Source organism: Streptomyces sp. cmx-18-6, from assembly GCF_046548915.1.
GTDB lineage: Bacteria > Actinomycetota > Actinomycetes > Streptomycetales > Streptomycetaceae > Streptomyces.
The window spans coordinates 380,298-406,489 of record NZ_JAEBEP010000008.1 but is presented as its reverse complement, the minus strand read 5'-3'; the positions used below and the strand labels follow the sequence as shown (position 1 = coordinate 406,489).

Annotated in this window: 25 protein-coding genes, 1 rRNA gene and 1 riboswitch; of the genes, 16 read left to right on the top strand and 10 right to left on the bottom strand. The window is 70.5% G+C overall.

What is annotated here, in order from left to right; all coding sequences use genetic code 11:
• From rrf to ACLJPL_RS21320, 11 genes are all read left to right on the top strand, one after another.
• Positions 1–85: ribosomal RNA gene (gene rrf / locus ACLJPL_RS21370) — 5S ribosomal RNA — on the top strand; the annotation flags it as partial.
• 201 nt (positions 86–286) lie between these two features.
• Positions 287–904 carry a CDP-alcohol phosphatidyltransferase family protein gene (locus ACLJPL_RS21365; protein ID WP_411082468.1) on the top strand — a complete coding sequence of 206 codons (618 nt, stop codon included), beginning with the start codon at positions 287–289 and terminating at the stop codon, positions 902–904.
• Between the two features lie 104 nt (positions 905–1,008).
• On the top strand, positions 1,009–3,504 hold the full coding sequence (locus ACLJPL_RS21360; protein ID WP_411082467.1) for a sugar phosphate nucleotidyltransferase: 2,496 nt from the start codon (positions 1,009–1,011) through the stop codon (positions 3,502–3,504).
• A gap of 100 nt (positions 3,505–3,604) precedes the next feature.
• Positions 3,605–4,519, top strand: a complete 915-nt coding sequence (locus ACLJPL_RS21355; protein ID WP_411082466.1) for a DUF881 domain-containing protein — start codon at positions 3,605–3,607, stop codon at positions 4,517–4,519.
• Positions 4,516–4,848, top strand: coding sequence for a small basic family protein (locus tag ACLJPL_RS21350; RefSeq protein ID WP_003970459.1), 333 nt, complete (start codon positions 4,516–4,518; stop codon positions 4,846–4,848). The genes ACLJPL_RS21355 and ACLJPL_RS21350 overlap by 4 nt, the downstream gene beginning before the upstream one ends.
• A 5-nt stretch (positions 4,849–4,853) precedes the next feature.
• A complete protein-coding gene (locus ACLJPL_RS21345; protein WP_411082465.1) occupies positions 4,854–5,666 on the top strand; it encodes a DUF881 domain-containing protein in 813 nt (270 codons plus the stop codon).
• 190 nt (positions 5,667–5,856) lie between these two features.
• Entirely contained in the window at positions 5,857–6,639 is a 783-nt protein-coding gene (locus tag ACLJPL_RS21340) for an FHA domain-containing protein (RefSeq protein ID WP_411082464.1), read from the top strand.
• Between the two features lie 41 nt (positions 6,640–6,680).
• Positions 6,681–7,424, top strand: a complete 744-nt coding sequence (locus tag ACLJPL_RS21335; protein ID WP_411082463.1) for a MerR family transcriptional regulator — start codon at positions 6,681–6,683, stop codon at positions 7,422–7,424.
• A 53-nt stretch (positions 7,425–7,477) separates the two neighbouring features.
• Positions 7,478–7,951, top strand: a complete 474-nt coding sequence (locus tag ACLJPL_RS21330; RefSeq protein ID WP_006123076.1) for a bifunctional nuclease family protein — start codon at positions 7,478–7,480, stop codon at positions 7,949–7,951.
• Between the two features lie 168 nt (positions 7,952–8,119).
• A complete protein-coding gene (locus tag ACLJPL_RS21325) occupies positions 8,120–8,737 on the top strand; it encodes a MerR family transcriptional regulator (protein WP_366822971.1) in 618 nt (205 codons plus the stop codon).
• Between the two features lie 93 nt (positions 8,738–8,830).
• Positions 8,831–10,312 (top strand): DNA polymerase IV, encoded by a 1,482-nt coding sequence (locus ACLJPL_RS21320; RefSeq protein ID WP_411082462.1) that lies wholly within the window; start codon positions 8,831–8,833, stop codon positions 10,310–10,312.
• On the opposite strand, the gene ACLJPL_RS21315 is transcribed toward ACLJPL_RS21320, so the two are convergent.
• Positions 10,234–10,605, bottom strand: a complete 372-nt coding sequence (locus tag ACLJPL_RS21315; protein WP_411082461.1) for a PRC-barrel domain-containing protein — start codon at positions 10,603–10,605, stop codon at positions 10,234–10,236. The genes ACLJPL_RS21320 and ACLJPL_RS21315 overlap by 79 nt on opposite strands.
• Positions 10,606–10,740: 135 nt before the next feature.
• A riboswitch (glycine riboswitch) is annotated at positions 10,741–10,838 on the top strand.
• Between the two features lie 194 nt (positions 10,839–11,032).
• Here ACLJPL_RS21315 and gcvP point away from each other — a divergent pair.
• Positions 11,033–13,918, top strand: a complete 2,886-nt coding sequence (gene gcvP, locus ACLJPL_RS21310; RefSeq protein ID WP_411082460.1) for an aminomethyl-transferring glycine dehydrogenase — start codon at positions 11,033–11,035, stop codon at positions 13,916–13,918.
• 103 nt (positions 13,919–14,021) lie between these two features.
• On the opposite strand, the gene ACLJPL_RS21305 is transcribed toward gcvP, so the two are convergent.
• Together ACLJPL_RS21305 and ACLJPL_RS21300 are read right to left on the bottom strand one after the other, a co-directional pair.
• Positions 14,022–14,228 (bottom strand): DUF5999 family protein, encoded by a 207-nt coding sequence (locus ACLJPL_RS21305; protein WP_411082459.1) that lies wholly within the window; start codon positions 14,226–14,228, stop codon positions 14,022–14,024.
• A 316-nt stretch (positions 14,229–14,544) separates the two neighbouring features.
• Positions 14,545–15,138, bottom strand: coding sequence for a hypothetical protein (locus tag ACLJPL_RS21300; RefSeq protein WP_411082458.1), 594 nt, complete (start codon positions 15,136–15,138; stop codon positions 14,545–14,547).
• A gap of 502 nt (positions 15,139–15,640) precedes the next feature.
• Here ACLJPL_RS21300 and ACLJPL_RS21295 point away from each other — a divergent pair.
• Positions 15,641–17,146, top strand: a complete 1,506-nt coding sequence (locus tag ACLJPL_RS21295; protein ID WP_411082457.1) for a glutamate--cysteine ligase — start codon at positions 15,641–15,643, stop codon at positions 17,144–17,146.
• Positions 17,147–17,202: 56 nt separating this feature from the next.
• Here the strand turns inward: ACLJPL_RS21295 and ACLJPL_RS21290 are convergent, their stop codons facing one another.
• Complete coding sequence (locus ACLJPL_RS21290; RefSeq protein ID WP_411082456.1) at positions 17,203–18,987, bottom strand: substrate-binding and VWA domain-containing protein; 1,785 nt, start codon at positions 18,985–18,987, stop codon at positions 17,203–17,205.
• Between the two features lie 190 nt (positions 18,988–19,177).
• Between ACLJPL_RS21290 and ACLJPL_RS21285 the strand changes: the two genes are divergently transcribed.
• Positions 19,178–19,957: a CPBP family intramembrane glutamic endopeptidase gene (locus tag ACLJPL_RS21285; RefSeq protein WP_411082455.1), complete on the top strand. Its 780-nt coding sequence runs from the start codon at positions 19,178–19,180 to the stop codon at positions 19,955–19,957.
• Positions 19,958–20,127: 170 nt separating this feature from the next.
• Here ACLJPL_RS21285 and ACLJPL_RS21280 read toward each other — a convergent pair whose 3' ends face one another.
• The 4 genes from ACLJPL_RS21280 to ACLJPL_RS21265 form a co-directional block, all read right to left on the bottom strand.
• Entirely contained in the window at positions 20,128–20,949 is an 822-nt protein-coding gene (locus ACLJPL_RS21280; protein ID WP_411082454.1) for a PhzF family phenazine biosynthesis protein, read from the bottom strand.
• Positions 20,950–21,136: 187 nt separating this feature from the next.
• Positions 21,137–22,459, bottom strand: coding sequence for an MFS transporter (locus ACLJPL_RS21275; RefSeq protein ID WP_411082453.1), 1,323 nt, complete (start codon positions 22,457–22,459; stop codon positions 21,137–21,139).
• A 287-nt stretch (positions 22,460–22,746) separates the two neighbouring features.
• On the bottom strand, positions 22,747–22,872 hold the full coding sequence (locus tag ACLJPL_RS21270; RefSeq protein ID WP_411082452.1) for a hypothetical protein: 126 nt from the start codon (positions 22,870–22,872) through the stop codon (positions 22,747–22,749).
• 53 nt (positions 22,873–22,925) lie between these two features.
• Entirely contained in the window at positions 22,926–23,597 is a 672-nt protein-coding gene (locus ACLJPL_RS21265) for a formylglycine-generating enzyme family protein (protein ID WP_411082451.1), read from the bottom strand.
• A 386-nt stretch (positions 23,598–23,983) separates the two neighbouring features.
• On the opposite strand from ACLJPL_RS21265, the gene ACLJPL_RS21260 reads away from it, so the two are divergent.
• Complete coding sequence (locus ACLJPL_RS21260) at positions 23,984–24,589, top strand: PadR family transcriptional regulator (protein WP_411082450.1); 606 nt, start codon at positions 23,984–23,986, stop codon at positions 24,587–24,589.
• A 92-nt stretch (positions 24,590–24,681) separates the two neighbouring features.
• Here ACLJPL_RS21260 and ACLJPL_RS21255 read toward each other — a convergent pair whose 3' ends face one another.
• Positions 24,682–25,119, bottom strand: a complete 438-nt coding sequence (locus ACLJPL_RS21255) for an SRPBCC family protein (protein WP_411082449.1) — start codon at positions 25,117–25,119, stop codon at positions 24,682–24,684.
• A gap of 63 nt (positions 25,120–25,182) precedes the next feature.
• On the bottom strand, positions 25,183–25,395 hold the full coding sequence (locus ACLJPL_RS21250; protein WP_411082448.1) for a hypothetical protein: 213 nt from the start codon (positions 25,393–25,395) through the stop codon (positions 25,183–25,185).
• A gap of 246 nt (positions 25,396–25,641) precedes the next feature.
• Here ACLJPL_RS21250 and ACLJPL_RS21245 point away from each other — a divergent pair, with 246 nt between their 5' ends.
• On the top strand, positions 25,642–26,184 hold the full coding sequence (locus tag ACLJPL_RS21245) for a Clp protease N-terminal domain-containing protein (protein WP_411082447.1): 543 nt from the start codon (positions 25,642–25,644) through the stop codon (positions 26,182–26,184).
• Positions 26,185–26,192: the final 8 nt, after the last annotated feature.

Below are 26,192 nucleotides of genomic sequence, written 5' to 3'. Positions count from 1 at the left end.
TTACATTCCGAACCCGGAAGCTAAGCCTTTCAGCGCCGATGGTACTGCAGGGGGGACCCTGTGGGAGAGTAGGACGCCGCCGAACAATTTTTCCGGGAAAGCCCCGCACCGTATGGTGCGGGGCTTTCCTGCGTTCACGGAGCGGACGCATGCTCAGCGGGCCCGGCAGTTGCTTGGCTCGGTCCCCGTGCCTTCTGCTCTTCTCCCACCCCTGTGCGCCTGCCGGCAGAGGCTGAAGGTAAGGTCGGGGGGCATCATCGGCACATTCTTCACAGGAGGCCCCCGGATGGAGGTCCAGGAGACCCGGGTCCAGACGGACCGGGTCCTCACCATCCCCAACATCCTCAGCATGGCTCGCCTCGTCGGCGTCCCGCTCTTCCTGTGGCTGATTCTTCGCCCCGTGTTCGGCGGGCCCAACAGCGACAGCTGGGCGCTGCTGGTGCTGATGCTCAGCGGCATCAGCGACTACCTCGACGGGAAGCTCGCCCGGCGGTGGAACCAGATCAGCAGTCTCGGGCGACTCCTGGACCCGGCTGCCGACCGCCTCTATATCCTCTCGACCCTTCTCGGCCTCACCTGGCGCGAGATCCTGCCACTCTGGCTCACCGCGGCCCTGCTGGCCCGTGAGCTCATGCTGCTGGTGATGGTGGCGATCCTGCGCCACCACGGCTATCCGCCGCCGCAGGTCAACTTCCTGGGGAAAGCTGCAACTTTCAACCTCATGTACGCCTTCCCCTTGTTGCTGCTCAGCGACGGGAGTGGTTGGCTGGCCACAGTGGCCGCCATTTTCGGATGGGCGTTCGCAGGATGGGGTACAACTCTGTATTGGTGGGCAGGGATCCTCTACGTGGTCCAGGTCCGCCGGCTCGTCAAGGCGGATGCAGTAGCCGAACGAGCTCGTTGACGCGGTGCCGTGCAGTGTCGCCGGCCCGCCGTGTGATGTCTTGAATGATGCCCCGACGGGCGAACTCGGCTGACCGTCGTCTCTTTGAGGAGGACGTTTCCGACATGAAGGCCGTCGTGATGGCTGGTGGCGAAGGCACACGCCTGCGCCCCATGACCTCGAGCATGCCCAAGCCGCTCCTGCCCGTGGCCAATCGGCCGATCATGGAGCATGTACTGCGGCTTCTCAAGAGGCATGGGCTCAATGAAACAGTAGTGACCGTCCAGTTCCTCGCCTCTCTCGTCAAGAACTATTTCGGCGACGGCGAGGAGCTCGGGATGGAGCTCACCTATGCCAACGAGGAGAAGCCACTCGGCACTGCGGGGAGTGTGAAGAACGCCGAGGAGGCGTTGAAGGACGACACGTTCCTCGTCATTTCCGGTGACGCGCTCACCGACTTCGACCTCACCGACCTCATCGCCTTCCACAAGGAAAAGGGCGGACTGGTCACCGTCTGCCTCACCCGGGTCCCCAACCCGCTGGAATTCGGCATCACCATCGTGGACGAGGACGGTCAGGTCGAACGCTTCCTGGAGAAGCCGACCTGGGGCCAGGTCTTCTCGGACACCGTCAACACGGGCATCTACGTCATGGAGCCCGAGGTCTTCGACTACGTACAGGCCGATACCTCCGTCGACTGGTCGGGTGACGTCTTCCCGCAGCTGATGAAGGAAGGCAAGCCGATCTACGGCTATATCGCCGAGGGCTACTGGGAAGACGTCGGCACGCACGAGAGCTATGTGAAGGCCCAGGCGGACGTCCTGGAGCGCAAGGTCGACGTCGAGCTCGACGGCTTCGAGATCTCGCCCGGTGTGTGGGTGGCCGAAGGCGCGGAGGTCCACCCGGACGCCGTGCTCCGCGGGCCGCTGTACATCGGCGACTACGCCAAGGTCGAGGCGGACGTCGAGATCCGCGAGCACACGGTGGTCGGATCCAACGTCGTCGTCAAGACGGGGGCCTTCCTTCACCGGGCCGTGGTGCACGACAACGTCTACATCGGGCAGCACAGCAACCTCCGGGGCTGCGTGGTCGGCAAGAACACCGACATCATGCGTGCGGCCCGTATCGAGGACGGTGCGGTCATCGGTGACGAATGCCTGGTCGGCGAGGAGTCGATCATCCAGGGCAACGTCCGGGTGTACCCGTTCAAGACCATCGAGGCCGGCGCGTTCGTCAACACCTCCGTGATCTGGGAGTCCCGCGGACAGGCGCACCTCTTCGGGGCGCGCGGCGTCTCCGGAATCCTGAACGTCGAGATCACCCCGGAGCTGGCGGTCCGGCTGGCAGGGGCCTACGCCACGACCCTCAAGAAGGGGTCGACGGTCACCACCGCCCGTGACCACTCCCGAGGCGCCCGTGCGCTCAAGCGGGCCGTTATCTCGGCCCTGCAGGCGAGCGCGATCGACGTCCGGGACCTGGAGAACGTGCCGCTGCCCGTGGCCCGTCAGCAGACGGCGCGAGGCAGTGCGGGCGGGATCATGATCCGTACGTCGCCCGGGGTGCCCGACTCGGTGGACATCATGTTCATCGACGAGCGGGGCGCCGACCTCTCGCAGGCGCAGCAGCGGAAGCTGGACCGGGTCTACGCCCGCCAGGAGTACCGCAGGGCCTTCCCCGGTGAGATCGGGGACCTGTACTTCCCGTCCAGCGTCTTCGACTCGTACACCGGCTCCCTTCTGCGCAACGTCGACACCACCGGCATCGCCGACGCCGGGCTCAAGGTCGTCGTCGACGCCTCCAACGGCAGCGCCGGCCTGGTGCTGCCGAGCCTCCTCGGGCGGCTCGGGGTCGACGCGCTGACGATCAACCCCGGGCTCGACGAGTCGCGGCCCACCGAGACCGCGGAGACCCGGCGCGCCGGGCTCGTGCGGCTCGGGGAGATCGTGTCGTCGGCGCGGGCCGCCTTCGGCGTGCGGTTCGACCCGGTGGGCGAGCGGCTCTCCCTCGTCGACGAGCTGGGCCGGATCATCGAGGACGACCGGGCCCTGCTGGTCCTGCTCGACCTCGTCGCCGCCGAGCGCCGCAGCGGGCGGGTCGCCCTGCCGGTGACGACCACGCGCGTGGCCGAGCAGGTGGCGGCCTACCACGGCACCCAGGTGGAATGGACGACCACCTCGCCCGACGACCTGACCCGGGTGGGACGCGAGGAAGCCACCATCTTCGGGGGAGACGGGCGCGGCGGGTTCATCGTTCCCGAATTCAGCAGCGTCTTCGACGGGACCGCCGCGTTCGTCCGGCTCATCGGACTGGTCGCACGCACCCAGCTCACCCTGAGCCAGATCGACGCCCGCATCCCCCGGGCCCACGTCCTGCGCCGCGACCTCGCGACGCCCTGGGCGGTCAAGGGCCTCGTCATGCGCAGCGTCGTCGAAGCGGCAGGGGACCGCAGCGTCGACACCACGGACGGCGTCCGGGTGGTCGAAGCGGACGGACGATGGATCATGGTGCTGCCGGACCGGGCGGAGGCCGTCACCCATCTGTGGGCCGAAGGCCCGGACGACGCCTCGGCGCAGGCACTGCTGGACGAGTGGTCCGCCGTTGTGGAGAGCGCGGGCAACTGACGGTGTGAGTCCGGTGCGCCGGGACCTCCTGTCCAGGGGGTCCCGGCGCACCGATGGGGCCATTCGGCGGCAGCCGTGGTGACGTGCGACGATGTGCGGCATGTCGCAGCAGCACCCCGATCGGAGCACCGCCCCGCCACCCGCACGTCCCGACGCCTCCATGTCGCTGCTGAACAACGTGATGGACCACAGCCTCGACGAGGGGTACGCGGAGGCGTCGGCGCGCCGCAAGGCAGACGGGAGCGCGGGGCTGCCCCGTACCCTCAAGTCGAAGCTCGGCCTTGCCGCCGGTCTGGTGGTGGCCGCTCTGGTGGTCACCCTCGGAGCGGCCGAGGCAAGGGTGTCGGCGCCGGTCGTGGCGAAGGAGCGGGAAGAGCTCATCGACCGCATCAACGCGGAGACGCGGGCGGCCGACACGCTGGAGTCGGACGTCGACGAACTCCGTACGGACGTGAGCGAGCGGCAGCGCAAGGCCCTCGAACGTCACGGCGGGGACCAGGGCGAGCTGGTGGCCCTGCTGTCCGGGGCGACCCCGGTCGAGGGGCCCGGGGTGAAGCTCGTCGTGGACGACGCCAAGAACACCGACCAGGGCGGCGGCGGGCCCCGTGAGTCGGCGAGCTTCGCCGACACCGGGCGGGTGCGCGACCGGGACATGCAGCGGGTCGTCAACGGCCTGTGGGAGTCGGGCGCCGAGGCCATCGCCATCAATGGGCAAAGGCTGACGGCGCTGTCGGCCATCCGGGCCGCGGGCGACGCCATACTGGTCGACAACAGACCGCTCGTACCGCCGTACACGGTGCTCGCGGTGGGGGACGGGAAGCGGCTCGCCGCCGCGTTCCGCGACAGCGCGGACGGTCAGTACCTCCAGGCGCTCAAGGAGAGTTTCGACATCCGCACCAGCCTTTTTGAGCAGGCGAACGTGCGGCTTCCCGCCGCTCCGAGCCTGATCGTCCGTACAGCAGAGCCGAAGGCCGCCGGCAGTGGTGCGGCAGAATCAGGGAAGGGCACATCGTGATCGCCGTACTGGGCCTCGTCGTGGGAGTCGTGGTCGGACTGTTGGTCCGGCCCGAGGTGCCGGCGGTGGTCGAGCCCTATCTGCCGATCGCCGTGGTCGCCGCGCTCGACGCGGTCTTCGGAGGTCTGCGGGCCATGCTCGACGGCATCTTCGTCGACAAGGTCTTCGTGGTGTCGTTCCTCTCCAACGTCGTGGTCGCCGCGCTGATCGTGTTCCTCGGCGACAAACTGGGTGTCGGCGCTCAGCTCTCCACCGGTGTGGTGGTCGTGCTCGGCATCCGGATCTTCTCCAACGCCGCCGCGATCCGCCGACACGTCTTCCGGGCTTGAGGCCGATGAACAACGACGACAACTCCCGCAGCGAACAGCCGGAAGACGGTGCGTCAGCCGCTCTGGCCGCCCCCGAGCAGCCGTCCGCGCCCGAGAAGGTCTCCGGACGGCAGAGGCTCAAGGCGGGCCTGTGGCCGCCCCGGCTGAGCCGGGCCCAACTCATCGTCGCCGTGCTGCTGTTCGGCCTCGGCCTGGGGCTGGCCATCCAGGTGCGGTCCACCAGCGACGACAGCGCGCTGCGGGGAGCGAGGCAGGAGGACCTGGTCCGGATTCTCGACGAGGTCGACGACCGGACCCAGCGCCTGGAGGACGAGAAGCAGCGTCTGGACGACCAGCGCACCGAACTGGAGAACAGCTCCGACCAGGCCGAGGAGGCCCGGAAGCAGACGCTGGAGAAGGAACGGCAGCTGGGCATCCTCGCGGGTACGGTGGCGGCGCAGGGCCCCGGCATCACGCTGACGATCAGTGACCCGGCGGGCGCGGTCGGGGCCGACATGCTGCTCGACGCCATCCAGGAGCTGCGGGCCGCCGGCGCCGAGGCCATCGAGGTCAACGGCGTCCGGGTGGTGGCCCATACGTACTTCTCCGGGGAGGGCGGTGACATCCAGGTGGACGGCAAGAAGATCGAAGCACCGTACGAGTTCAAGGTGATCGGGAAGCCGCAGGACCTGGAGCCGGCCCTCAACATTCCCGGCGGCGTGGTGCAGACGCTGGAGAAGGAGCAGGCCACAGCAGTGGTGGAGCGGTCCGACGACATCGTCGTCGACGCCTTGCGGGCGGCGAAGCGGCCTGACTACGCTCGGTCGTCGTCCCCGTGAGTGCGCCGGGCCCGCGGGCCGGTGGACGAGGGCGTGAGGTTGCGGGGGGTCGGCGCACCGGATTGGTGGTGCGTGGTGGAAACTGTCGAGTGGATACGGACGTTGTGAAGATGTCCGGGTCGGCAGGTGTGTTCATTCAGGGTTCGTCCTGCCCCACGGGCGGGTCTATGTCGGTCAAGGGGAATCGCCCGTGAAGTTGTTTGCGAAGTTGTTCGGGAAGAGCGCACGCGAGGACAGCAACAGTGCTGCCCGCCACCGTGCTCCGCGCCACGGCCAGGGCGAGGAGCAGGAGGCGGAGCGTCCGCTCTTCCGCGATGAGGTGTCCGGTGGCGGCCCCGGTGGGCCCGGCGTGTCGTCTGTTGACCCTGCCGGTGCCGGACGCATAGGTTTCGGCGGACCATCAACCTCGAGTTCGGGTGGAGGGTTCACCCCGGAGGGTTCGTCGATGCCGGTCTGTCCGAGGTGCGGTCACCGCAATGCGGAGGCCAGCCGTTTCTGTTCCAACTGCGGTACGCCGCTGCGGGGCGGCGTTCCCGAGCGCGCCTCGGAGACGACGTCGACGATCTCCATCTCCGGACTCGAGGCGTACGAGGCCGAGGCGACGGGCCAGAGTGCTGTGCCCTCGCTCTCCCCGGAGGCTCAGGCCGCCGTGGACGCGCTGCCCGGAGGATCGGCGCTGCTGATCGTGCGCCGCGGCCCGAATTCCGGCAGTCGCTTCCTTCTGGACAGCGACCTGACGACGGCCGGCCGGCACCCGCAGAGCGACATCTTTCTCGATGACGTGACCGTGTCGCGGCGTCATGTGGAGTTCCGCAGGGGCCCGGACGGTAGCTTCACCGTGAGTGATGTCGGCAGCCTCAACGGCACCTATGTCAACCGTGAGCGCATCGATTCGGTCCTGCTGTCCAACGGCGACGAAGTCCAGATCGGAAAGTACCGCCTGGTCTTCTATGCGAGCCCGCGGGGCGTGTGACCCGCCCCGGACTCCGTCCGGGGAACCCCCCAGGAAGGCCCATGCTGCGAACACCGACAGGCGGTGCCGGCGACGGCGCCGCCACCGCGGACGCGCGCTGGGTGAGCATCGGCACGGTGCTCACCCGGCTGCGCGAAGAGTTTCCCGAAGTCACCATCTCCAAGATCCGCTTTCTGGAGGCCGAGGGGCTCATCGAGCCCCAGCGGACTCCCTCCGGGTACCGGAAGTTCGCTCCGGGCGACGTGGAGCGGCTGGCGCAGGTGCTTCGCATGCAGCGGGACCACTATCTGCCGCTCAAGGTCATCCGGGAGCACCTGGACGCCCTGTCCCGGGGCGAGCAGGCCGCGCTGCCCCCGCCGGGCGGTCAGCGGGACCTGGGCGACGGGGTGTGGGAGTCCGGCCCCGAAGCCGCGACCGCCGCGAGGATCGGGCGGGCCGAGCTGCTCGCGGCGGCCCAGGTCGAGGAGGAGCGGCTGGACGAGTGGGAGTCCTACGGGCTCATCGTCCCGGCGCCCGAGGGCGGGTACGACGCGGAGATGGTGACCGTGGCCAAGCTGGTGGCGGATCTGGGCCGGTTCGGCCTGGAACCGCGCCACCTGCGTGCCATGCGGGCCTCCGCCGACCGTGAGGCGGGACTGGTCGAACAGCTGGTCGCGCCGTTGCGCCGGCACCGCAATCCGCAGACCAGGGCCCATGCCGAGACCACGGCGAACGAGCTGGCCGAGCTCTCCGTACGGCTGCACGCGGCGCTCGTGCAGAGTGCTCTGCGCAGCCGTCTGCACTGAGCATGGCGGAGCCCGACTACCCAAACATGGCGAGCACGTCCTAGGGTTGCTGTGTGAACGAGCTCGACGTTGTCGGTGTCCGGGTGGAAATGCCCTCCAACCAACCGATCGTTCTCCTGCGTGAAGTGGGAGGCGACCGGTACCTCCCCATTTGGATCGGTCCCGGGGAGGCGACCGCCATTGCCTTCGCCCAGCAGGGCATGGCTCCGGCCAGGCCGCTGACCCATGACCTGTTCAAGGATGTGCTCGAGGCCGTGGGCCAGGAGCTCACCGAGGTCCGGATCACGGACCTCCGCGAAGGGGTCTTCTACGCGGAGCTCGTCTTCGCCAGCGGGGTGGAGGTGAGCGCCCGGCCCTCCGACGCCATAGCGCTCGCCCTGCGGACCGGAACGCCGATCTACGGCAGTGACGGCGTGCTGGACGATGCGGGCATCGCGATCCCCGACGAGCAGGAGGACGAGGTGGAGAAGTTCCGCGAATTCCTCGACCAGATCTCACCGGAGGACTTCGGTACCAACAGTCAGTGACCGTCCCGCAGGGGTGTCGTCAGCGCATCCGACAAGCCTTTCCCGGAAACGAGACACGGGAAACCACCCTCAGGGTGATTATCACTCGGCGTGCCGAGTGTGGCGATCGTTGACGCACCCCCAGTGACTGCCTACCTTCGAGTGGGCAGGTCAAGGACGGAGGTCGGCGTGAGAAGCAGCGGCGACGGTACGGCTGCGGGCGGGCCGTATCCGCAGCACGGCAGTGGAGCCGACCACGCCATCAGGCAGCCGGCTGCGCCGGCCGCGGTGGCGGCGGACGGCGTGGCAGCGGCGAGCGATATCGGCTATCGCGGACCGACTGCGTGCGCGGCGGCGGGGATCACCTACCGCCAGCTGGACTACTGGGCGCGTACGGGGCTGGTGGAGCCGAGTGTGCGACCGGCCTACGGGTCGGGGACCCAGCGTCTCTACAGTTTCCGGGACGTGGTCCTCCTCAAGATCGTCAAGCGGTTCCTGGACACCGGGGTCGCTCTGCAGAACATCCGCACCACGGTCCAGCATCTGAGGGCCCGGGGTTTCCAGGATCTTGAGCGCATGACGCTGATGAGCGACGGGGCGACGGTCTACGAGTGCTCCTCGCCCGACGAGGTCGTCAGCCTCCTCCAGGGCGGGCAGGGCGTCTTCGGGATCGCGGTGGGAGTCGTCTGGCGGGATGTGGACGCGGCGCTTTCCCAGCTCCACGGCGAGCGGGTCGACACCGGTGAGACCCTCATCGGCAACAACCCGGCCGACGAGCTGGCCCGGCGGCGCAACCGCGCCGGATGAGCGGCTGAGCGCGACCGGACAGGACGGGCGGCCCGGCACTCCGCAGAGTGCCGGGCCGCCCCGTTGTCAGTGGTGTGGTGCAGCATCGGTGGTGTGAGACCTGCGCCGACCATCCTGCATCTGGACATGGATGCCTTCTACGCCTCGGCGGAGCAGGCGGCCAAGCCCAGCCTGCGCGGGAAGGCGGTCGTGGTGGGCGGCCTCGGCCCGCGTGGTGTGGTCGCCACCGCCTCGTACGAAGCACGGCTCCTGGGCGTCCACTCCGCGATGCCGACCGCCCAGGCCAGACGGCTCGCGCCGAACGCCGCCTACCTGGTGCCCCGCTTCTCGCTGTACCGGTCGGTCAGCGAGCAGGTGATGGAGCTGCTGGGGCGACTGTCGCCGCTGGTGGAGCCGCTGAGCCTGGACGAGGCATTCGTCGACCTGGAGGCGGGCGGGGCGGCGGACGACGCCGCGTCGGCCCGTATGACGGGGGAGCGGCTGCGCACGGCCATCCGGGCGGTCACCGGGCTCAGCGGCTCGGTGGGTCTGGCCGGGTCCAAGATGCTCGCGAAGATCGCCTCCGAGCAGGCCAAGCCGGACGGGCTGATGCTCATCGAGCCGGGCACCGAGCGCGAGCTGCTGGCCCCGATGTCCGTACGGACCCTGCCGGGCGTCGGGCCCGCCACCGGGGACCACCTTCGGCGCGCCGGGATGACCACCGTCCACGACCTGGCCGAGGCGGGCGAGGCGGAGCTCGTGCGGCTGGTCGGCAAGGCGCACGGCCACGGGCTGTACCGGATGGCGCTGGGGCTGGACGACCGGCCGGTGGTCGCCGAGCGGGACGCCAAGTCCGTATCGGTGGAGGACACCTTCGACGTGGACCTGCACGACCGGGTGCGGGTGCGGGCGGAGGTGGAGCGGCTGGCCGTGCGGTGCGTGGAGCGGCTGCGGTCCGCCGACCGGTCGGGGCGTACCGTGGTGCTGAAGGTGCGCCGCTACGACTTCTCCACCCTGACCCGCTCCGAGACCCTCAGAGGCCCCACGGACGACCCCACGGTGGTCCGTGAGGCGGCCGCGAGGCTGCTGGAGTCGGTCGACACCACCGGGGGCGTACGGCTGCTCGGAGTGGGCGTCACGGGGCTCGCGGACTTCACCCAGGAGGACTTGTTCGCGCAGGCGGCGGACGCCCGGGAGCTGGCGGAGCGTGCGGCGCGACCGGATGTTCCGGCCGCACCCGTCGCGGTCGACGGCGGCGGCGCGCCGGGGGCCGGAGCCGTGGACGAGGAGCCCGAGCGGGAGGGCGCGGAGCACCCCGCCTCCCGGCGGTGGCCCGCCGGACACGACGTGCGCCACGCGGAACACGGACACGGCTGGGTGCAGGGGAGCGGGGTCGGCCGGGTGACGGTCCGGTTCGAGGAGCCCGGGGGGCCGGTCGGCCGGGTGCTCACCTTTCGTGTCGACGACCCGGAGCTGAAGCCGGCCGATCCGCTGCCGCTGGTCCGCGACCCGGTCGACTACTCCTCCTGGCCGGCCAGCCTGCCGAAGTCCCGGTCGGGGCCGGCCTCCGCCGGGAGCGCGGAGTCGAGACCGTAATGCCGGTAGAGCTGAAGCTCCTGTTCGGGCGAGAGGTGCCGGCCGACGCCGAAGTCCGGTGCGCCCTTGATCAGGGCGCGGTCGAAGGGGACCCGCAGCGCGTCCTCGACGAATTCGCTGGGCTCCAGGGGGACGAAGGCGTCCCGGCTGAACAGGCCGGTGCGTACGGCCGCCCACTCGGGCACGCCCGTCGCGTCGTCGAGATAGACCTCATCGACCGTTCCGATCTTGGCCCCGTTGCGATCGAAAGCCTTGCGGCCGATCAGGCGGCGCGGATCGATGTCCGTCTGCACGATGCCTCCCACTGGTCGCCACTGCTCAGGGCGGTCCCCTGTCGCTCCACCAGCACCAGACAAGTGCAGATCCGTGGCGTCGGCCACTCGAGAATGCCCGCGACGACCGCCGCTGGTAGGCTGGCAGACGGCTGCTGACCCCGTGCGGGAGAGTCCTCCGGTGCAGAATCCGGAGGCGCCGAAGGAGCAAATCCTCCCCGGAATCTCTCAGGCCCCCGTACCGCACGGTTGAGGTCACTCTGGAAAGCAGGGCGGGTTCCGTGCGGGCGCAGGCCGGCACGGATTCGACCCTCACCGACGGTGAAAGTCGGCACGCCCCCGGGCGGGCCGGTGAAGCTCTCAGGTTGAGATGACAGAGGGGGAGGCCGTTCGGGCACCCGCGCCGTGGTGCCCCTCGCAGGTCGTGACAGACCAGGAGGCCTCCACCATGACCCCCCGTCGCACTCCGCTCTCCCAGCTGGAGCAGGGCATTCCGTTCGAGCAGCGCCACATAGGGCCCGACGCCGAAGCCCAGGCGAAGATGCTCGCCCAGGTCGGCTACGGCTCCCTCGACGAGCTGACCGCCGCCGCGGTGCCCGACGTGATCAAGAGTGCGGAGGCCCTGAACCTTCCCTCGGCGCGCACCGAGGCCGAGGTCCTGGCCGAGCTGCGGTCGCTCGCCGACCGCAACCAGGTGCTCGCCCCGATGATCGGCCTCGGCTACTACGGCACCTTCACGCCGCCCGTCATCCTGCGCAACGTCATGGAGAACCCCGCGTGGTACACGGCCTACACGCCGTACCAGCCGGAGATCTCCCAGGGCCGCCTGGAGGCCCTGCTGAACTTCCAGACGATGGTCGCCGAGCTGACCGGACTGCCCACCTCCGGCGCGTCCCTGCTCGACGAGGGCACCGCCGCCGCCGAGGCCATGGCGCTCGCCCGGCGCGTCGGCAAGGTCAAGAAGGGCGTCTTCCTGGTCGACGCCGACACCCTGCCGCAGACCATCGCGGTCATCGAGACCCGCGCCGAGCCGACCGGCGTCGAGGTCGTCGTCGCGGACCTCGGCGACGGCATCCCCGCCGAGATCGCCGAGCGCGGCGTCTTCGGCGTCCTGCTCCAGTACCCGGGCGCTTCCGGCGCTGTGCGCGCCATCGAGCCCGTCATCGAGCAGGCCCACGAACTCGGCGCGATCGTCACCGTCGCCGCCGACCTGCTGGCGCTCACGCTGCTCACCTCGCCCGGAGCGCTCGGCGCGGACATCGCGGTCGGCACCACCCAGCGCTTCGGCGTCCCCATGGGCTTCGGCGGCCCGCACGCCGGCTTCATGGCCGTCCGCGAGAAGTTCGCCCGCAGCCTGCCCGGCCGCCTCGTCGGCGTCTCCGTCGACGCGGACGGCGACAAGGCGTACCGCCTCGCCCTCCAGACCCGCGAGCAGCACATCCGCCGCGAGAAGGCCACCAGCAACATCTGTACGGCGCAGGTCCTGCTCGCCGTCATGGCCGGGATGTACGCCGTCTACCACGGGCCCGAGGGGCTGCGCACGATCGCCCGGCGCACCCACCGCTACGCCGCGATCCTCGCCGAGGGCCTGCGCGCCGCCGGCGCCGAGGTCGTGCACGGCGACTTCTTCGACACCCTGACCGTGCGGTCGCCCGGCAAGGCCGCGGAGATCGTCGCGGAGGCCCGGGAGCGCGGGGTCAACCTGCGCCGCGTCGACGCCGACCACGTCTCCATCGCCTGCGACGAGACCACCACCCGGTCCCAGCTCTCCGCCGTCTGGGCGGCCTTCGGCGCGGACGGCGACATCGAGGCGCTGGACGGCTCGGCCGCCGACGCGCTGCCCGGCGCGCTGCTGCGCTCCGACGACATCCTGACCCACCCGGTCTTCCACCAGCACCGCTCCGAGACCGCGATGCTGCGCTACCTGCGCAAGCTCGCCGACCGCGACTACGCGCTGGACCGCGGCATGATCCCGCTCGGCTCCTGCACCATGAAGCTGAACGCGACCGCCGAGATGGAGTCCATCACCTGGCCCGAGTTCGGCGCGCTGCACCCCTTCGCCCCGGCCGAGCAGGCGCAGGGCTTCCTCACGCTCATCCGCGAGCTGGAGGAGCGCCTGGCGGAGGTCACCGGTTACGACGCCGTCTCCATCCAGCCGAACGCCGGCTCCCAGGGCGAGTTCGCGGGACTGCTGGCCGTCCGCGCGTACCACCGGGCCAACGGCGACGACCAGCGCACCGTCTGCCTGATCCCCTCCTCCGCGCACGGCACCAACGCCGCGAGCGCGGTCATGGCGGGCATGAAGGTCGTCGTGGTGAAGACCGCCGACGACGGCGAGGTCGACATCGCGGACCTGCGGGCCAAGATCGAGCAGCACCGCGACGAGCTGGCCGTGCTCATGATCACCTACCCGTCCACGCACGGGGTCTTCGAGGAGCACGTCGCCGACATCTGCGGCGAGGTGCACGACGCGGGCGGCCAGGTCTACGTCGACGGCGCCAACCTCAACGCGCTGGTCGGGCTGGCCAAGCCGGGCAAGTTCGGCGGCGACGTCTCGCACCTGAACCTGCACAAGACCTTCTGCATCCCGCACGGCGGCGGCGGCCCCGGCGTCGGCCCGGTCGGCGTCCGCGCGCACCTCGCCCCGTACCTCCCCAACCACCCGCTCCAGCCCGCCGCGGGCCCGGAGACCGGCGTGGGCCCGATCTCGGCCGCCCCGTGGGGCTCGGCGGGCATCCTGCCGATCTCGTGGGCGTACGTCCGTCTGATGGGCGGCGAGGGCCTCAAGCGCGCCACGCAGGTCGCCGTGCTGGCCGCCAACTACATCGCCAAGCGCCTGGAGCCGCACTTCCCGATCCTGTACAACGGCCCGGCCGGACTGGTCGCGCACGAGTGCATCGTGGACCTGCGGCCGATCTCCCGGGCGACCGGCGTCTCCATCGACGACGTCGCCAAGCGCCTCATCGACTACGGCTTCCACTCGCCGACCATGTCGTTCCCGGTGGCCGGCACGCTGATGATCGAGCCGACCGAGAGCGAGGACCTCGCCGAGCTCGACCGGTTCTGCGACACGATGATCGCGATCCGTGCCGAGATCGAGAAGGTCGCCTCCGGCGAGTGGAGCGCGGACGACAACCCGCTGGCCAACGCGCCGCACACCGCGGCGGCGCTCGGCGGCGACTGGGACCACGGCTACAGCCGCGAGGAGGCCGTCTTCCCGGCCGGGGTGTCCGCCGCGGACAAGTACTGGCCGCCGGTGCGCCGGATCGACGGCGCCTTCGGCGACCGCAACCTGGTGTGCTCCTGCCCGCCGCTGGAGGAGTACGACAACTGACCCTTCGGGGCGTGACCTGACATGCGTCGGGGCCGGTGCGGGAATCCTCCCGGGCCGGCCCCTTCTCCGTACAGCCTTGTTCGGACGTCCTCGTACGTCCGCCTCAGGCGGCCTTCACCACGCGGCCTGTCGCCAACGGCCGGTGCGGGGCGATGATCTGCCCGTCGGGCAGCAGCTCGCCGGTGTCCTCGAAGAGCAGGACGCCGTTGCACAAGAGGCTCCAGCCCTGTTCCGGGTGGTGTGCCGTCAGTCGGGCCGCCTCCCGGTCGGTGGAGTCGGCGGTCGGGCAGGGTGGCTGGTGCTGGCACATGGATGGGTTCTTTCGCTGCGTCGAGTCGAGTGTCCTGCGGCTGGATGAAAGGCTCATGGCCGCCCCCGTATCAGTCGGTCGAGTCCCAGTGTTGCCCTACGGCGCTGATTCCGCAGGGATTTCACCGCAGCTCCTGTACTCCTCTCATGACGCATCACCCGCGCGGACGGTTCACCGCAACTGCACGGTCCCTTCGGGTGGTTCGGGGTGGCCGGACCGGGCTAGTCCGAGTGGGCAAGAGGGAGCCCCCACGGTGACCCGTTCCGCCGGCAGGGCGTGCGGGTCATCGTGGGGGCCGGTCGTCCGTCGCCGCCGGTCAGGCGGAGCTGAGCAGTGGGCCGGGGGCCACGCGCAGGGTCATGACGGGCAGCAGGTCGGCGACCCGGTGCGGGCGGTGCGCGGCGATGCCCGGCGGGGCGGGCGCGAGGGGCACCAGGACGTCGGCCGGGGCGAGCACGCCGACCGAGGCGTCGGAGGAGTCGTCCTCGGTGCTGTCGTGCAGCCAGAGGGTGAGCATGTACAGCTCGGGAATGGACAGGAGTCTCGCCTGGTACGCCGTGGGCGAGGCTTCCGCCTGGCGGACCGCGAGCTCCGTCGAGGCGAGATAGGGGCCCTCGAAGAAGTGCGAGAAGCTCCAGCCGTCCGGCGTGAGCATGGTGTCCGCGGCGGCGACCGCCCGGCCCTCGCTCCGGATGAGGAAGCGCCAGGCCGCGAGGCGGGTTCGGGGTGCCGTGCCGGTCGGAGCGATCCGGTCCAGAACGTGCACGGGAAGCGGCAGTTCGGGGCTCAGTGGTCCCTGGACGGACCGCAGGGCGGAGGTGTGCGCCTCGCGGACCGCGGTCGGGGAACCGAGGGCCGCGAGAACACTGCGCAGGGCGGGCGCGGGAGCCGGGGGGACATGCAGCGGCATAGTGGGTCGCCTCTCACTTCGGAGACACGGTGATGCGTGGGCGGGTGCAGACGGCGCTGTCGGCGTGCGGAGCCAGAGCCAGAGGAGGCCGGTGACGGGCCGGTTGCGTCAACTCTCTGCCTCGTCAGGCGGAGTTTATACGACACGTGTTCACTCAGTGTTTCCGCTAGCTGCCGGGCATATTTCGCGCAAGGCGGCATCCGGTCTTCGAATTGCGGTATTCCTGGTGATTTGATCGGCCGCTCACGGCCCCTGCCTGGGGCTCTTTCGGCGGAGCGGACGGCCGAAACTCGTCGGTGTTTCCACCACGGTTCCGCCGGGTGCTCCCCGGCCGAAAATGCCGGGCGGCCCTTGCCCAAGGAATGTGCCCCCGGTCTCCGTCAACCAGCCTAGCGGGTTTCCCGACGCCCGTGGGGCGTTACGGATCACTCCGGCTGGGCATTATCGATCGTGATGCGAACGGCCCGGTCAGCGGGCCGACCACTGGAGGAGGGACCCCTCGATGGGGGAGAAGGTCGTGGCGGGAGCCGTTGACCTGTCCGATCGGCAGGCATACCGCACCAAGCTCAACCAGTGCCTGGAGGGGCTGGGCAGACTCCTGGCGGAGCGGAGGTTCGACCGGCCGAGAAACCTGATGGGGCTGGAGATAGAGCTGAATCTCGCGGGCTCGGACGGCATGCCCCGGATGATGAATCAAGAAGTGCTCCAGCGCATCGCGAGCCGGGATTTCCAGACCGAACTCGGGATGTTCAATCTGGAAGTAAATATCGTTCCGCACCGGCTCGGCGGCCGGGTATTCGATCAGCTCTCGGAGGAGTTGCGGACCGGTCTCGCCTATGCGCACCGCAAGGCCGGGGAGGTGGACGCGGGGATCGTCATGATCGGAATCCTGCCGACGCTCGGCCGGCATGACGTGGTCTCGGCCAATCTCTCGGACGTGGACCGCTACACCCTGCTCAACGATCAAATGGCGGCGGCCCGGGGGGAGGATTTCGTCCTGGATATCGAAGGCGTGGACCACCTGGTCTGCTCCTCGCCCTCGATCGCCCCCGAATCGGCCTGCACCTCGGTCCAGTTGCACCTCCAGGTGACGCCCGGCCGCTTCGCCGACGTGTGGAACGCGGCCCAGGCGATCGCCTCCGTCCAGATCGCGCTGGGCGCCAACGCCCCGTTCCTGTTCGGCAAGGAGCTGTGGCGCGAGTCGCGGCCCCCGTTGTTCCAGCAGGCCACCGACGTACGGCCGCCGGAGCTGGCGAACCAGGGCGTGCGGCCGAGGACCTGGTTCGGGGAGCGCTGGATCACCTCCGCCTACGAGCTCTTCGAGGAGAACCTCCGCTACTTCCCGCCGCTGCTGCCGATCTGCGACGAGGAGGAGCCGCTGCGGGTCCTCGACGAGGGCGGTGTGCCCGAACTGGCGGAGCTGGTCCTGCACAACGGGACGGTCTACCGCTGGAACCGCCCGGTGTACGGGATGACCGACGGCGTTCCGCACCTGCGGGTGGAGAACCGGGTCCTGCCGGCCGGGCCGACCGTCACGGACGTGATCGCCAACTCCGCGTTCTACTACGGGCTCGTACGGGCGCTCGCCGAGGAGTCCCGGCCGGTGTGGAGCAGGCTGCCGTTCGAGGCGGCGGAGGAGAACTTCGACGAGGCGTGCCGGCACGGCATCGAGGCCGAGCTCCTCTGGCCCCGGTCCGGCCGCTCCGGCGGGCTGGCCAGGATCCCCGCCGTACAGCTGGTACGGGAGGAGCTGCTGCCGCTGGCCGCGGCCGGGCTGGACGCCTGGCACATCGAGCCCGCCGACCGCGACCGCTATCTGGGCGTCATCGAGGAGCGCTGCAAGCGGCGGGTCAACGGGGCCTCCTGGCAGGTCGCCACCTACCGCCGGGCGCTGGAGGCCGGGCTCGGCCGGGAAGCGGCCCTGGCGGCGACCACGCGGCGCTATGCCGAGCTGATGCACGCGGGGGAGCCGGTGCACACCTGGCCGGTGGGGTTCCCGGCGCCGTGAGCGTTGGCTCGTACGCGGACGGGGGCGGCGGCCGGGCCGGGCCGCCGCCCTCATTCCTAGGGGACGTGTCCGCGCTGGCCGGCCGTCATGATGGCCCGGAGGATGACGGCCTGGATGTCCGCCGGGTCGCTCACCCCGTACCCGTCGCCGCCGGTGATCCGCGCGATCTCCGCCACCTCCGTACGGTCGGCGTCCGGGCCCACCGCGATGACGATGACGGGAACGGGGCGCTCCGGGTCGACGAGTTCCTTGAGCTCGGCGAGCAACGCGCCGCGTGAGATGGAGCGTTCGTCCTGGTTGGAGCCGTCGGTGAGGATCACCAGGGCGTTGAACTTGCCCTTCACATACGTCGACAGGGCCTCCTTGTACGAGGCCAGCATCGTGTCGTACAGCCCGGTCGCCCCGCCCGGCACGGGCTGGAGCCCCGCGAACGCCGCCGTCAGCTTCTCCCGGTGGGTGGAGCCGCCCTGGGCGGGGTCGCCCAGCCGGCGGGTCGGCATGAGCTCGCGGTAGTCCTTCTCGCCGTCCAGCGTGGTGGCGAACTCCCAGAGGCCGATCTCGTCGTCCGGGGTGAACTGGCTCAGGGCCTGGATGAGCGATTCCTTGGTGACGTCCATCCGGGACTGGGCGCGTCCCGGCACCGGCGTCGACATGGAACCGGACGCGTCGACCACCGTGGTCAGCCGGGCGCTCCGCACCGTGATCGTCCACATCCCCAGCATCTCCTGGAGCCGCTTCGCCGAGGGCGCCTCGGCGGCCGACGTGCTGTACGGCTGGGGCGCCCGGCCGCCCGCCGACGTGACGACCGTGCTCAGCGCCCCGCCGTCCGGCGCCCGGAACCCGTACCGGGCGAACGTGGCGCGGGAGTCCCCGTCGTTGAGCAGGGTCATGAAGCGCAGGGCCGCCCGGGACTGCGCCAGGGTCAGCTTCTCCCGGTTGACCAGGGTGTACGGGTAGTCGAGGAGCGGAGTGCCGTCCTCGGGATAGAAGAGGTTCAGCTTGCCGTCGTCGGCCGCCTCCCCGTTGTGGGTGAAGGCCGCCTGCTCGGAGATCAGGACCGCCTGATTGCGCTTCGCGTCGCCGCCCCCGGTGCCGGAGCCGCTCCGCGCCAGGGTCCCCAGCGCCTGCGCGTCGCTGTCCGACATCCGCTCGGCCAGCACCTTGGCGGTCTCCGCGACCCTGGTGTCGCTGTCTTCGCCCTGCTGCTCGGACGAGGAGCCGATGCTGGTGAGCGCCAGCAGGCCGGTGGCGCTGCGCGCCGGATCCGCCGCACCGAGGCGAACCTTGTCCGACTGGAGGATCGCGGTGACCAACTCGCCCCAGGCGTACGTCTTGTCGGGCCAGCCCAGACGTTTCGACACGGACGGCACTATGGCCAGAACCACCGGTGAGGAGGCCACCGAATCCGAGGGGGAGACGGGGATGCCCTCGCCCAGCCCTTCGGCCCGGTCCAGCCACAGGTCGGAGTCGGGCAGCCAGATATGGAAGCCGGGGGCCTTGCCGCCGCCCGCGAGTTCGGCTGCCACCTCGGAGGAATCGCGCGCCACCACCTCCACGTCGAGACAGCGGCCGTCCGATCTCACCTCGTCGGCGAGGGCCTCCTCGGCTATGGAGCGTACGGCCGGCGCGATGTCCGGGGAGGCGACCAGGGACAGTCGGACGGCGGCGTTCTCGCAGGACTCGGAGAACGCCCACAGGCCGCCCTTGGCCGCCACCGCTGTGCCCGTCGCCACGGCCAGGACGAGCAGGGTGGCGATGGAGATGGTGCGACGCCGGCGCCCGCGGGGAGCGTCCCGGCGTTCATCCGGCGCGTAGGCGTCGGGCAAGCTATGACGTCCCATGTGGGTGATGCCCCCTGAAGATGAACGATGAACGAGGAAAAAGGGGGGACCGCACCATCGGTGATGGTGGTCGTCCTCCGGCCTGTCGCGCATGATCTTCGTACCTGCATTCGAGACCCTAGCGGGACGGTGAGCGGGATGAGACGCGATTGCAGAACAAAAGGCGGGTGTACTGGTGGAGGCGGGGCGCGTGGCTGATTCTTTTCCGCAAGTGGACGCATCGAGAAGGATCTTGCGGTCCGAAACGGTGCTGGTCCTGGCGCTCTCTCTGGGCGCGAGCGCGGTGTCGGCACTTATCAGTTTCATCGGATCGCTGACGAAACCGGGCGGTCTGAAGGACCAGGCGGCGACGCTGAACGGCTCGTACGCCCCAGGCCGCCCATGGCTTGATCTGGCCTGGCAAATGTTCGGGATCGCAACGGCCCTGGTGCCGGTCGCGCTCGTGGCGCACCTGCTCATCAGGGAGGGGGCGAGCCTGCGGACCATCGGGTTCGACCGGACCCGGCCGTGGTTCGACCTCGGTCGCGGGACCCTGGTCGCGGCCGGCATCGGCAGTGCCGGGCTCGCCTTCTACCTGGGGGCCAGGGCGAGCGGTTTCAACCTCACCGTCGTTCCGGAGTCGCTGCCCGACGTCTGGTGGAAGTTCCCCGTACTGATCCTCGCCGCGGCCGAGAACTCCGTGGTGGAGGAGGTCATCGTCGTCGCGTATCTGCTGCGCAGACTGGACCAGTTGGGGTGGACGCCGATGGCCTCACTGGTGGCGAGCTCCGTACTGCGCGGCTCGTACCACCTGTACCAGGGCATCGGCGGCTTCATCGGCAACCTGGTGATGGGCGTGGTCTTCGTGCTGCTGTACCGGCGCTGGGGACGGGTGGGGCCGCTGGTCGTCGCGCACACGCTGCTCGACATCGGGGCGTTCGTCGGGTACGCGCTGCTCGCGGGGAGGGTGGACTGGCTGCCGACGCTGTGAGGGCGGGGGCAGGGGGGGTTGGGCTGCGGGGGGAGTGGGGGGCTCCGCAGCTTTTCGCGTCGGTACGGCCCCGCACTCCTGCCATGCGTACGGGCTTTCGCGGCCCCCGCTGCCCGTGCCGGGGCCCCGCAGCGCCTGCCATCCGTACCCGGGCCCCGCAACTCCCGCGCTCAGAGTGTCGTCAGCAGCTCGCCGTCGATCACCGTGACCGCCGTGCCGGTCAGCAGGGTGCGCTCCCCGCGCAGGGCGGTGCGTACGAGGCCGGAGCGGGCGGACGCCTGGAGCCCGGTGAGGTCGCTCCGGCCGAACCGGGCCGACCAGAAGGGGGCCAGTGCGGTGTGGGCGCTGCCGGTCACCGGGTCCTCGTCGATGCCGACGCCCGGGAAGAAGCCGCGCGAGACGAAGTCGTAACCGCGGGCGGGGTCTTCGGCGGCGGCCGTGGCGATGACGCCCCGCCGGGAGCAGGCCGCGAGGGCGGCGAAGTCCGGGGCGAGAGCCCGTACGGTCGCCTCGTCGGACAGTTCGACGAGCAGGTCGCCGATGTGCTCGCCGGTGTCGTGGACCGAGAGCGGCTCGGCTCCCAGCGCTTCGGCGAGTCCGGTCGGCGCGCTCTCCGCGCGCAGCGGGGCGGTGGGGAAGTCGAGGGTGAAGGAACCGTCCGGGTGGGCGGTGGTGGTGACGATCCCGCAGCGCGCGGTGAAGCGCACCGTGCCGGTGGCCTGCCCCGTGGTGTGCAGGATGTGCGCGGTGGCGAGCGTGGCATGACCGCACATGCCCACCTCGGTGGCCGGGGTGAACCAGCGCAGCGCCCAGTCGGCCTCGCCGCCCGGCGGCAGGGGGTGGGCGAAGGCCGTTTCGGAGAGGTTGACCTCGCCGGCGATCTCCTGGAGCCGTTCGGCGTCAGGGAAGGCGGCGGAGTCCAGCAGGAGGACGCCTGCGGGGTTGCCGGAGAAGGGGCGGTCGGTGAACGCGTCGACGATGCGAATCCTCATGCGGCGACCGTAGATCGCTCGCGGGACCGTGGACCAAGGCCAATCCGGGACGTCTGGCCTTGGTTCCGGGAGGTCGACGGTCCGACCGAAGGCAGCGGTAGGCCGGCAGAGCCGAGGCGCGCTCCTGGACGTGCCCGCGCCGAACGTGTACGGCGGTCGGGTCCGGTCCGGGTGTCAGACCCTGGTTCTAGTGTTGTCCCGGTGATCCCGTTGGCGGTGAATCCGTCGCGGCCGGAAGCCGCCGCCCCAGGCGCGCCAGGGGAGACAGGGCCATCAGTGCCGGGGACAGCATCATGCCCGCCGACGTCGCCAGGAGGCTGGTGCGCACCCCCCACTCCGCCGCGAGGTATCCGCCGAGCAGGGAACCGAGCGGGGTCAGCCCCATGCCGACGAAGGTGATCGTCGCCGCCGCACGGCCCTGCATCCCGTAAGGGGTGACGGCCTGCCGGACGGCCATGACCGTGACGTTCACCAGCTGGCTGAAGGTTCCGAACACGAAGGTGATCAGGAGGAGCGCGGGCACCGTCCCGGGGGAGGAGCCGTGCAGCGCGGGAACGCACAGCAGCGCCCCGTTGCCGATCACCGCCGCGCACACGAGCACGGCGCCATGGCCGAACCTGCCCGGCAGACGGGCGGCGAGCAGCGAGCCCAGGAGCGCACCCGGCCCCGTCGCCGCGAGCGCCAGCCCGACCATGGCGCCGGACAGACGCAGTTCACGCGGGAGGAAGAGCAGATAGGCGGTCATGGTGGCCGCCAGAGCGAACTGAAAGGCGGCCGAGGCCAGGCAGATGGTCCGCAGCGAGGCATCGCGGGCGACGAAACGGAGGCCCTCGCGGATGCGCCGTCCTACCCGGGGGGAGCGTTCCGAACGTTCCGGGGGCGATTCGACTCGACTGATCCGCCCGATCGACAGGAACGACAGCACGAAGAACAGCGCACCGGAGGCGACAGCGATCGCCGCCGGCAGCGACATCAGAGCGCCGCCGAGGGCCGGACCGCCGATCTGCGCCGCGGACCGGCTGCCCTCGAGCGCGCTGTTCCCGCCCAGTAGCTGATCGCGCCTCACCAGCCGTACAAGGGAGGTCTGATAGGCCACGTCGAAGAACACGGACAGCGCCCCGACGACGAACGCCAGCACGAGCAGCACCGGCAGACCCAGCCCGCCGAGGAGACCGGCCACGGCGGCCGCACCCAGCGCCAGGGCCCGGGCGGCGTCCGTCAGCACCATGACCGTGCGCGTCCGCCACCTGTCCACCCACGCGCCGACGAAGAGCGAGAGCAGCAGGATCGGAGCCTGTCCCACGGCGCGGAGGACGCCCAGCTCCCCGGCGTCGGCTTCGAGCGTCAGGACGGCGAAGAGCGGCAGGACCACCAGCGCTGTGTGCTCGCCGAGTTGGGAGGTCGTCTGCCCCGCCCAGAGTCTGCGGAAGTCTCGGTCCCGCCACAGGCTCGACGTAACAGGACGGTGGGAATCGGAGGGGGCGGAGGAATCGGAGGAAGCGGACGGCACGAAGTCCCCTGGGGATGCCGGAACGAGGCCCGCTGTCCGACGACGTGCCGAGGCGGGCGCGCCGAGGGTACGAGCCGGGGTGGGGCTCGCTGTGCCGCGACATCAGGGGCAGCACGCGATGACAGGGCCGATCACGGCCTACCGCAGTGTCAACGCGCGCTCGGGCGACCGGGCATGTCTGGGCTCCTCGGGGTGTGCTCGCTGCGTGCGCACACTAGCGCCGGCGGCCCGGCCGACCCAAGGCGTTTTCGGCCGGCGGGGGCTTCTTCGCCGACGCCGATACCCCGTCAGCCGTCCCGCGCCAGTGCGGAGGGGCAGCGGAACACCGGTCGGCCGAGGTGGTCCGCGCGCCCCTCTTCGTCGAGTTCGAAGGGGCCCTCGGGGATCACGCAGAACTCGTTGGGGTTCGCCATGCCGTGACCCTCGCAGGTCGCCAGGTGCACGCGGCCACCGTCGACCGCGTGGCCTACACGATGGAACGCGCGACGCGGAATCCCACGTCGTCGACCTGGAAGGTCGGGTGGCTGCGGCGACGGGCCGAGGCGCGGCAACTCCAGTGCTCGTCGAACCAACCACCGCCACGGAGCACCCGGTATTCGCCGTAGACCTCGGCGTCGTAGACGTCCCAGCACCAGTCCCAGGCGTTGCCGAGCATGTCGTAAAGCCCCCACGGGTTGGGGCGTTTGCCGCCCACTTCGTGGATGCGCTCATGCGAGTTGCCGCGGTACCAGCCGATCTCGTCGAGATCCCCGTAGTGCGGCCCGGTCGTCCCGGCACGGCAGGCGTGCTCCCACTCGGCCTCGGTCGGCAGCCGGTACCCGTCGGCGGACGCGTCCCACTCGACGCCTTCGCCATCGGCGGGGAAGTGGTAGGCGGAGGTGAACCCGTGGCACTGGGACAGGGCGTTGCAGAACCGTGCCGCGTCCCACCAGGAGACGCTCTCGACGGGCAGCCGATCGCCCTGGGCGGTACTCGGCCGCCGGCCGGTGATCTGCGCGTACAACGCCTGGGTGACAGGGAATGCCCCGAGCCGGTAGGGCGCGAGCTCGACCGGCCAACTGCGCTGTGTCCGCCGGTCCGACAGCGTCACCCGCCCCGGCGGGACCTCGATCATCTCGTTGCCCGGTGTCACGTCCATGATCAGGAGATCCTAACGAGAGCTGCCGGCCGGGATCTGGGCAGGGGCGGGTTTGAGCGGAGAGACCGGCGGACGTGAGCCACCTCTGTCATCTGTCACCCCCTGCCGTCCGTCGACGACTTCCGGGGCTGCGCCCCCGATGACCGTCCGGCGACAGGACGGGACAGGACAGGACGGGAACGGAGCCTTGCGTTCCGCCTACTCGGTCACACGGTCCGAGTCACGCTCGGCGGGAGTCGGTGCGCGGTGATGCCGAAGTGTTGTGCCGTCTGGACCGGCTCGCCGACGTCAATGAGGGCCCCGCACGGACCAGACGCTTGCCGGAAGATAGGTTCCGATATATCGTTGAAGTATCGCGAAAGATCACCGATAGAAGGAGCGTAATGATGCGTACACACGGATACGAGCATGAGCACGGGCCGGGACGCCGCGGCCCCGGTCATCACGGGCGAGATGAGGGCGGCGGGCGGCGAGCCGCCTTCGGGCCGTTCGGGCCGCCGTTCGGCGGCGGGCCTTTCGGGGGGCGCGGTCGAGGCGGTGGAGGCCGGGGCCGGGCGCGGCGCGGGGATGTGCGGGCGTCGATCCTGGCTCTGCTGAAGGACCGGCCGATGCACGGATACGAGATGATCCAGGAGATCGGCGAGCGCAGCGGCGGGGCCTGGCGGCCCAGTCCCGGGTCCGTCTACCCGACGCTCCAGCTGCTGGAGGACGAGGGGCTGATCGTCAGCGCGAGCGAGGGCGGCAAGAAGCTCTTCACGCTCACCGACTCCGGACGCGCGGAGGCGGAGTCCGCTCCCGAGGCCCCGTGGGAGGGGGCCGGGCGCGGCGCGGACTGGGAGGACGCGAACGAGATCCGGCAGGCCGGGTTCGGTCTGATGGAGGCGTTCGGACAGGTCTGGAAGACCGGCTCGCCCGAGCAGCGGCAGAAGGCGATGGCCGTCATCAACGACGCCCGCAAGAAGCTGTATCTGATCCTTGCCGACGAGCATTGAGCGGGTGCCCGCCATCGACCGCGGTCGGTGGCGGGCGGTGGGGCCTCACGGACAGCTGTCCGCGAGGCCCCACCGTGCGTTCGCCGCCGAAGTCAGGCCGCGACCAGGCCGTCGAGTCTGCGCAGTGACTCCTGGAGCGCCGCCGTCGCGGAGTCCCTGAGTCTGCCGCCCATCATGGAGACCGCCGCGCCGGTGAACTCGCCGTCGATGCGCACCGCCGTGGCGTCCCCGTCCGGGGCGGGCGTGAGGGAGTAGCGCATGGTCAGGTCGACTCCCATCGGGCCCTTGCCCCGGGTCGTCAGCAGCCGGCCGTGTTCCAACTCGTCGACCGTCCACGCCACCTCGGCGGGGAAGCCCATGAGCTTCATGTTCTCCTCGTAGACAGCCCCGAGCTCCAGCGCGGCCGGGCCGCCCTTGGGGAAGCTGGTGTGGGTGGCGTTCCACGCGCCGTACGACGAGAAGTCCGTCAGTTGCGCCCAGACTTTCTCGGCAGGTGCTTCGATGCGCGCCTGCGCGCTGACCTCGGCCATGCGACCACCCCTGGTTCCGTCCGGATACGGTGCCGCGGAACGTAGCGGCAGCGACCGGAACATTCAATGCTGATGGGTCGTCAGATTCGCCGGGGCTGCCGGGTTCCGCCAGATCGTCGCGGCGTCGAAGCGGTCCGACGCGCGCGGGTGCGGGCCCTCGTCGTGGCAGTGGAACGCGGCCCAGAACAGATCGGCGGGCAGCGCGTCGTCCGGTGCGTACACGCGGTAGACGTACTGCATTCCGTCCTGGGCGAGCAGTGCGACCATCCAGAACACTCGTGATCTCTCCCGCCCGGCGCTGTTGCGTGCTGTGGTCTGAGGGACGTGCGGGCGGGGGTCTGCGGTTGCCCGGGGCGCGCGGCGCAAGGCGGCGCGTCCGATTCGAGAGCCCTGGTTGTACGCCGTGGCGTGATCTCATCCGCAAGGATGAGGGGCCGCTCCGGTGTGCCCGACTTGGGTGGGACCCGGGAATGGGTCCCTCCGGCGATGCCCCGGCACCCCGGGAACTGATGGGGTGGAGGGGTGCAAAACCGGACGACGCGGATCCCCGAACAGCCCACCCCGTACCCCACCGATCCCGATGCCGGATTCACCGCCGAACTGGCCTCGGTGGTGACCGGGGCGCGCAGGCGTGCGCTGCGGGACGGCGACCGTCAGATCGACACCGCCCACCTCCTGCACTCCCTCGTCGAGAGCGACCCCGAGGTCCGCGAGGTCTTCGACGGGGCTCCGCAGCTGGCCCGGGTGCTCGGCTATCTCGTCCAGCGCAGCATCGGTTACGGGCTCCGCTGGCAGGGCTCCGTCGAGGATTCCGGAGCCGTCCCCGTCGTACGGGAGTCGTCCCCGGAGGGCTGGTCGCCGGCGGCCGTCGCCGCCATGGAGGCCGCTCTCCACCGTGCCGGGCTGCGCGGTGAGGCGCGCGCCCGCGGGCTCGACCTCCTCGCCGCGCTGGCCGTCGACGGCGAGTGCCGCGCGGTGGAGGTGCTGACGCGGGCGGGCGTCGACGCGCGGTGGTTGTCGGGCCGCGCGGCCGAGCGTACGGCCGAGGCGTCTCGACAGGTGTGACGGAGGTG

What these genes read in the sequence shown, in the direction of transcription:
- ACLJPL_RS21260 (WP_411082450.1), top strand. Translation starts at nt 23,984, where the DNA reads ATGCGTACACACGGATACGAGCATGAGCACGGGCCGGGACGCCGCGGC.
- ACLJPL_RS21290 (WP_411082456.1), bottom strand. Translation starts at nt 18,987, where the DNA reads ATGGGACGTCATAGCTTGCCCGACGCCTACGCGCCGGATGAACGCCGG.
- ACLJPL_RS21300 (WP_411082458.1), bottom strand. Translation starts at nt 15,138, where the DNA reads ATGCCGCTGCATGTCCCCCCGGCTCCCGCGCCCGCCCTGCGCAGTGTT.
- ACLJPL_RS21265 (WP_411082451.1), bottom strand. Translation starts at nt 23,597, where the DNA reads ATGGACGTGACACCGGGCAACGAGATGATCGAGGTCCCGCCGGGGCGG.
- ACLJPL_RS21255 (WP_411082449.1), bottom strand. Translation starts at nt 25,119, where the DNA reads ATGGCCGAGGTCAGCGCGCAGGCGCGCATCGAAGCACCTGCCGAGAAA.
- ACLJPL_RS21270 (WP_411082452.1), bottom strand. Translation starts at nt 22,872, where the DNA reads ATGGCGAACCCCAACGAGTTCTGCGTGATCCCCGAGGGCCCCTTCGAA.
- ACLJPL_RS21355 (WP_411082466.1), top strand. Translation starts at nt 3,605, where the DNA reads ATGTCGCAGCAGCACCCCGATCGGAGCACCGCCCCGCCACCCGCACGT.
- ACLJPL_RS21345 (WP_411082465.1), top strand. Translation starts at nt 4,854, where the DNA reads ATGAACAACGACGACAACTCCCGCAGCGAACAGCCGGAAGACGGTGCG.
- ACLJPL_RS21365 (WP_411082468.1), top strand. Translation starts at nt 287, where the DNA reads ATGGAGGTCCAGGAGACCCGGGTCCAGACGGACCGGGTCCTCACCATC.
- gcvP (WP_411082460.1), top strand. Translation starts at nt 11,033, where the DNA reads ATGACCCCCCGTCGCACTCCGCTCTCCCAGCTGGAGCAGGGCATTCCG.
- ACLJPL_RS21280 (WP_411082454.1), bottom strand. Translation starts at nt 20,949, where the DNA reads ATGAGGATTCGCATCGTCGACGCGTTCACCGACCGCCCCTTCTCCGGC.
- ACLJPL_RS21305 (WP_411082459.1), bottom strand. Translation starts at nt 14,228, where the DNA reads ATGTGCCAGCACCAGCCACCCTGCCCGACCGCCGACTCCACCGACCGG.
- ACLJPL_RS21295 (WP_411082457.1), top strand. Translation starts at nt 15,641, where the DNA reads ATGGGGGAGAAGGTCGTGGCGGGAGCCGTTGACCTGTCCGATCGGCAG.
- ACLJPL_RS21335 (WP_411082463.1), top strand. Translation starts at nt 6,681, where the DNA reads ATGCTGCGAACACCGACAGGCGGTGCCGGCGACGGCGCCGCCACCGCG.
- ACLJPL_RS21360 (WP_411082467.1), top strand. Translation starts at nt 1,009, where the DNA reads ATGAAGGCCGTCGTGATGGCTGGTGGCGAAGGCACACGCCTGCGCCCC.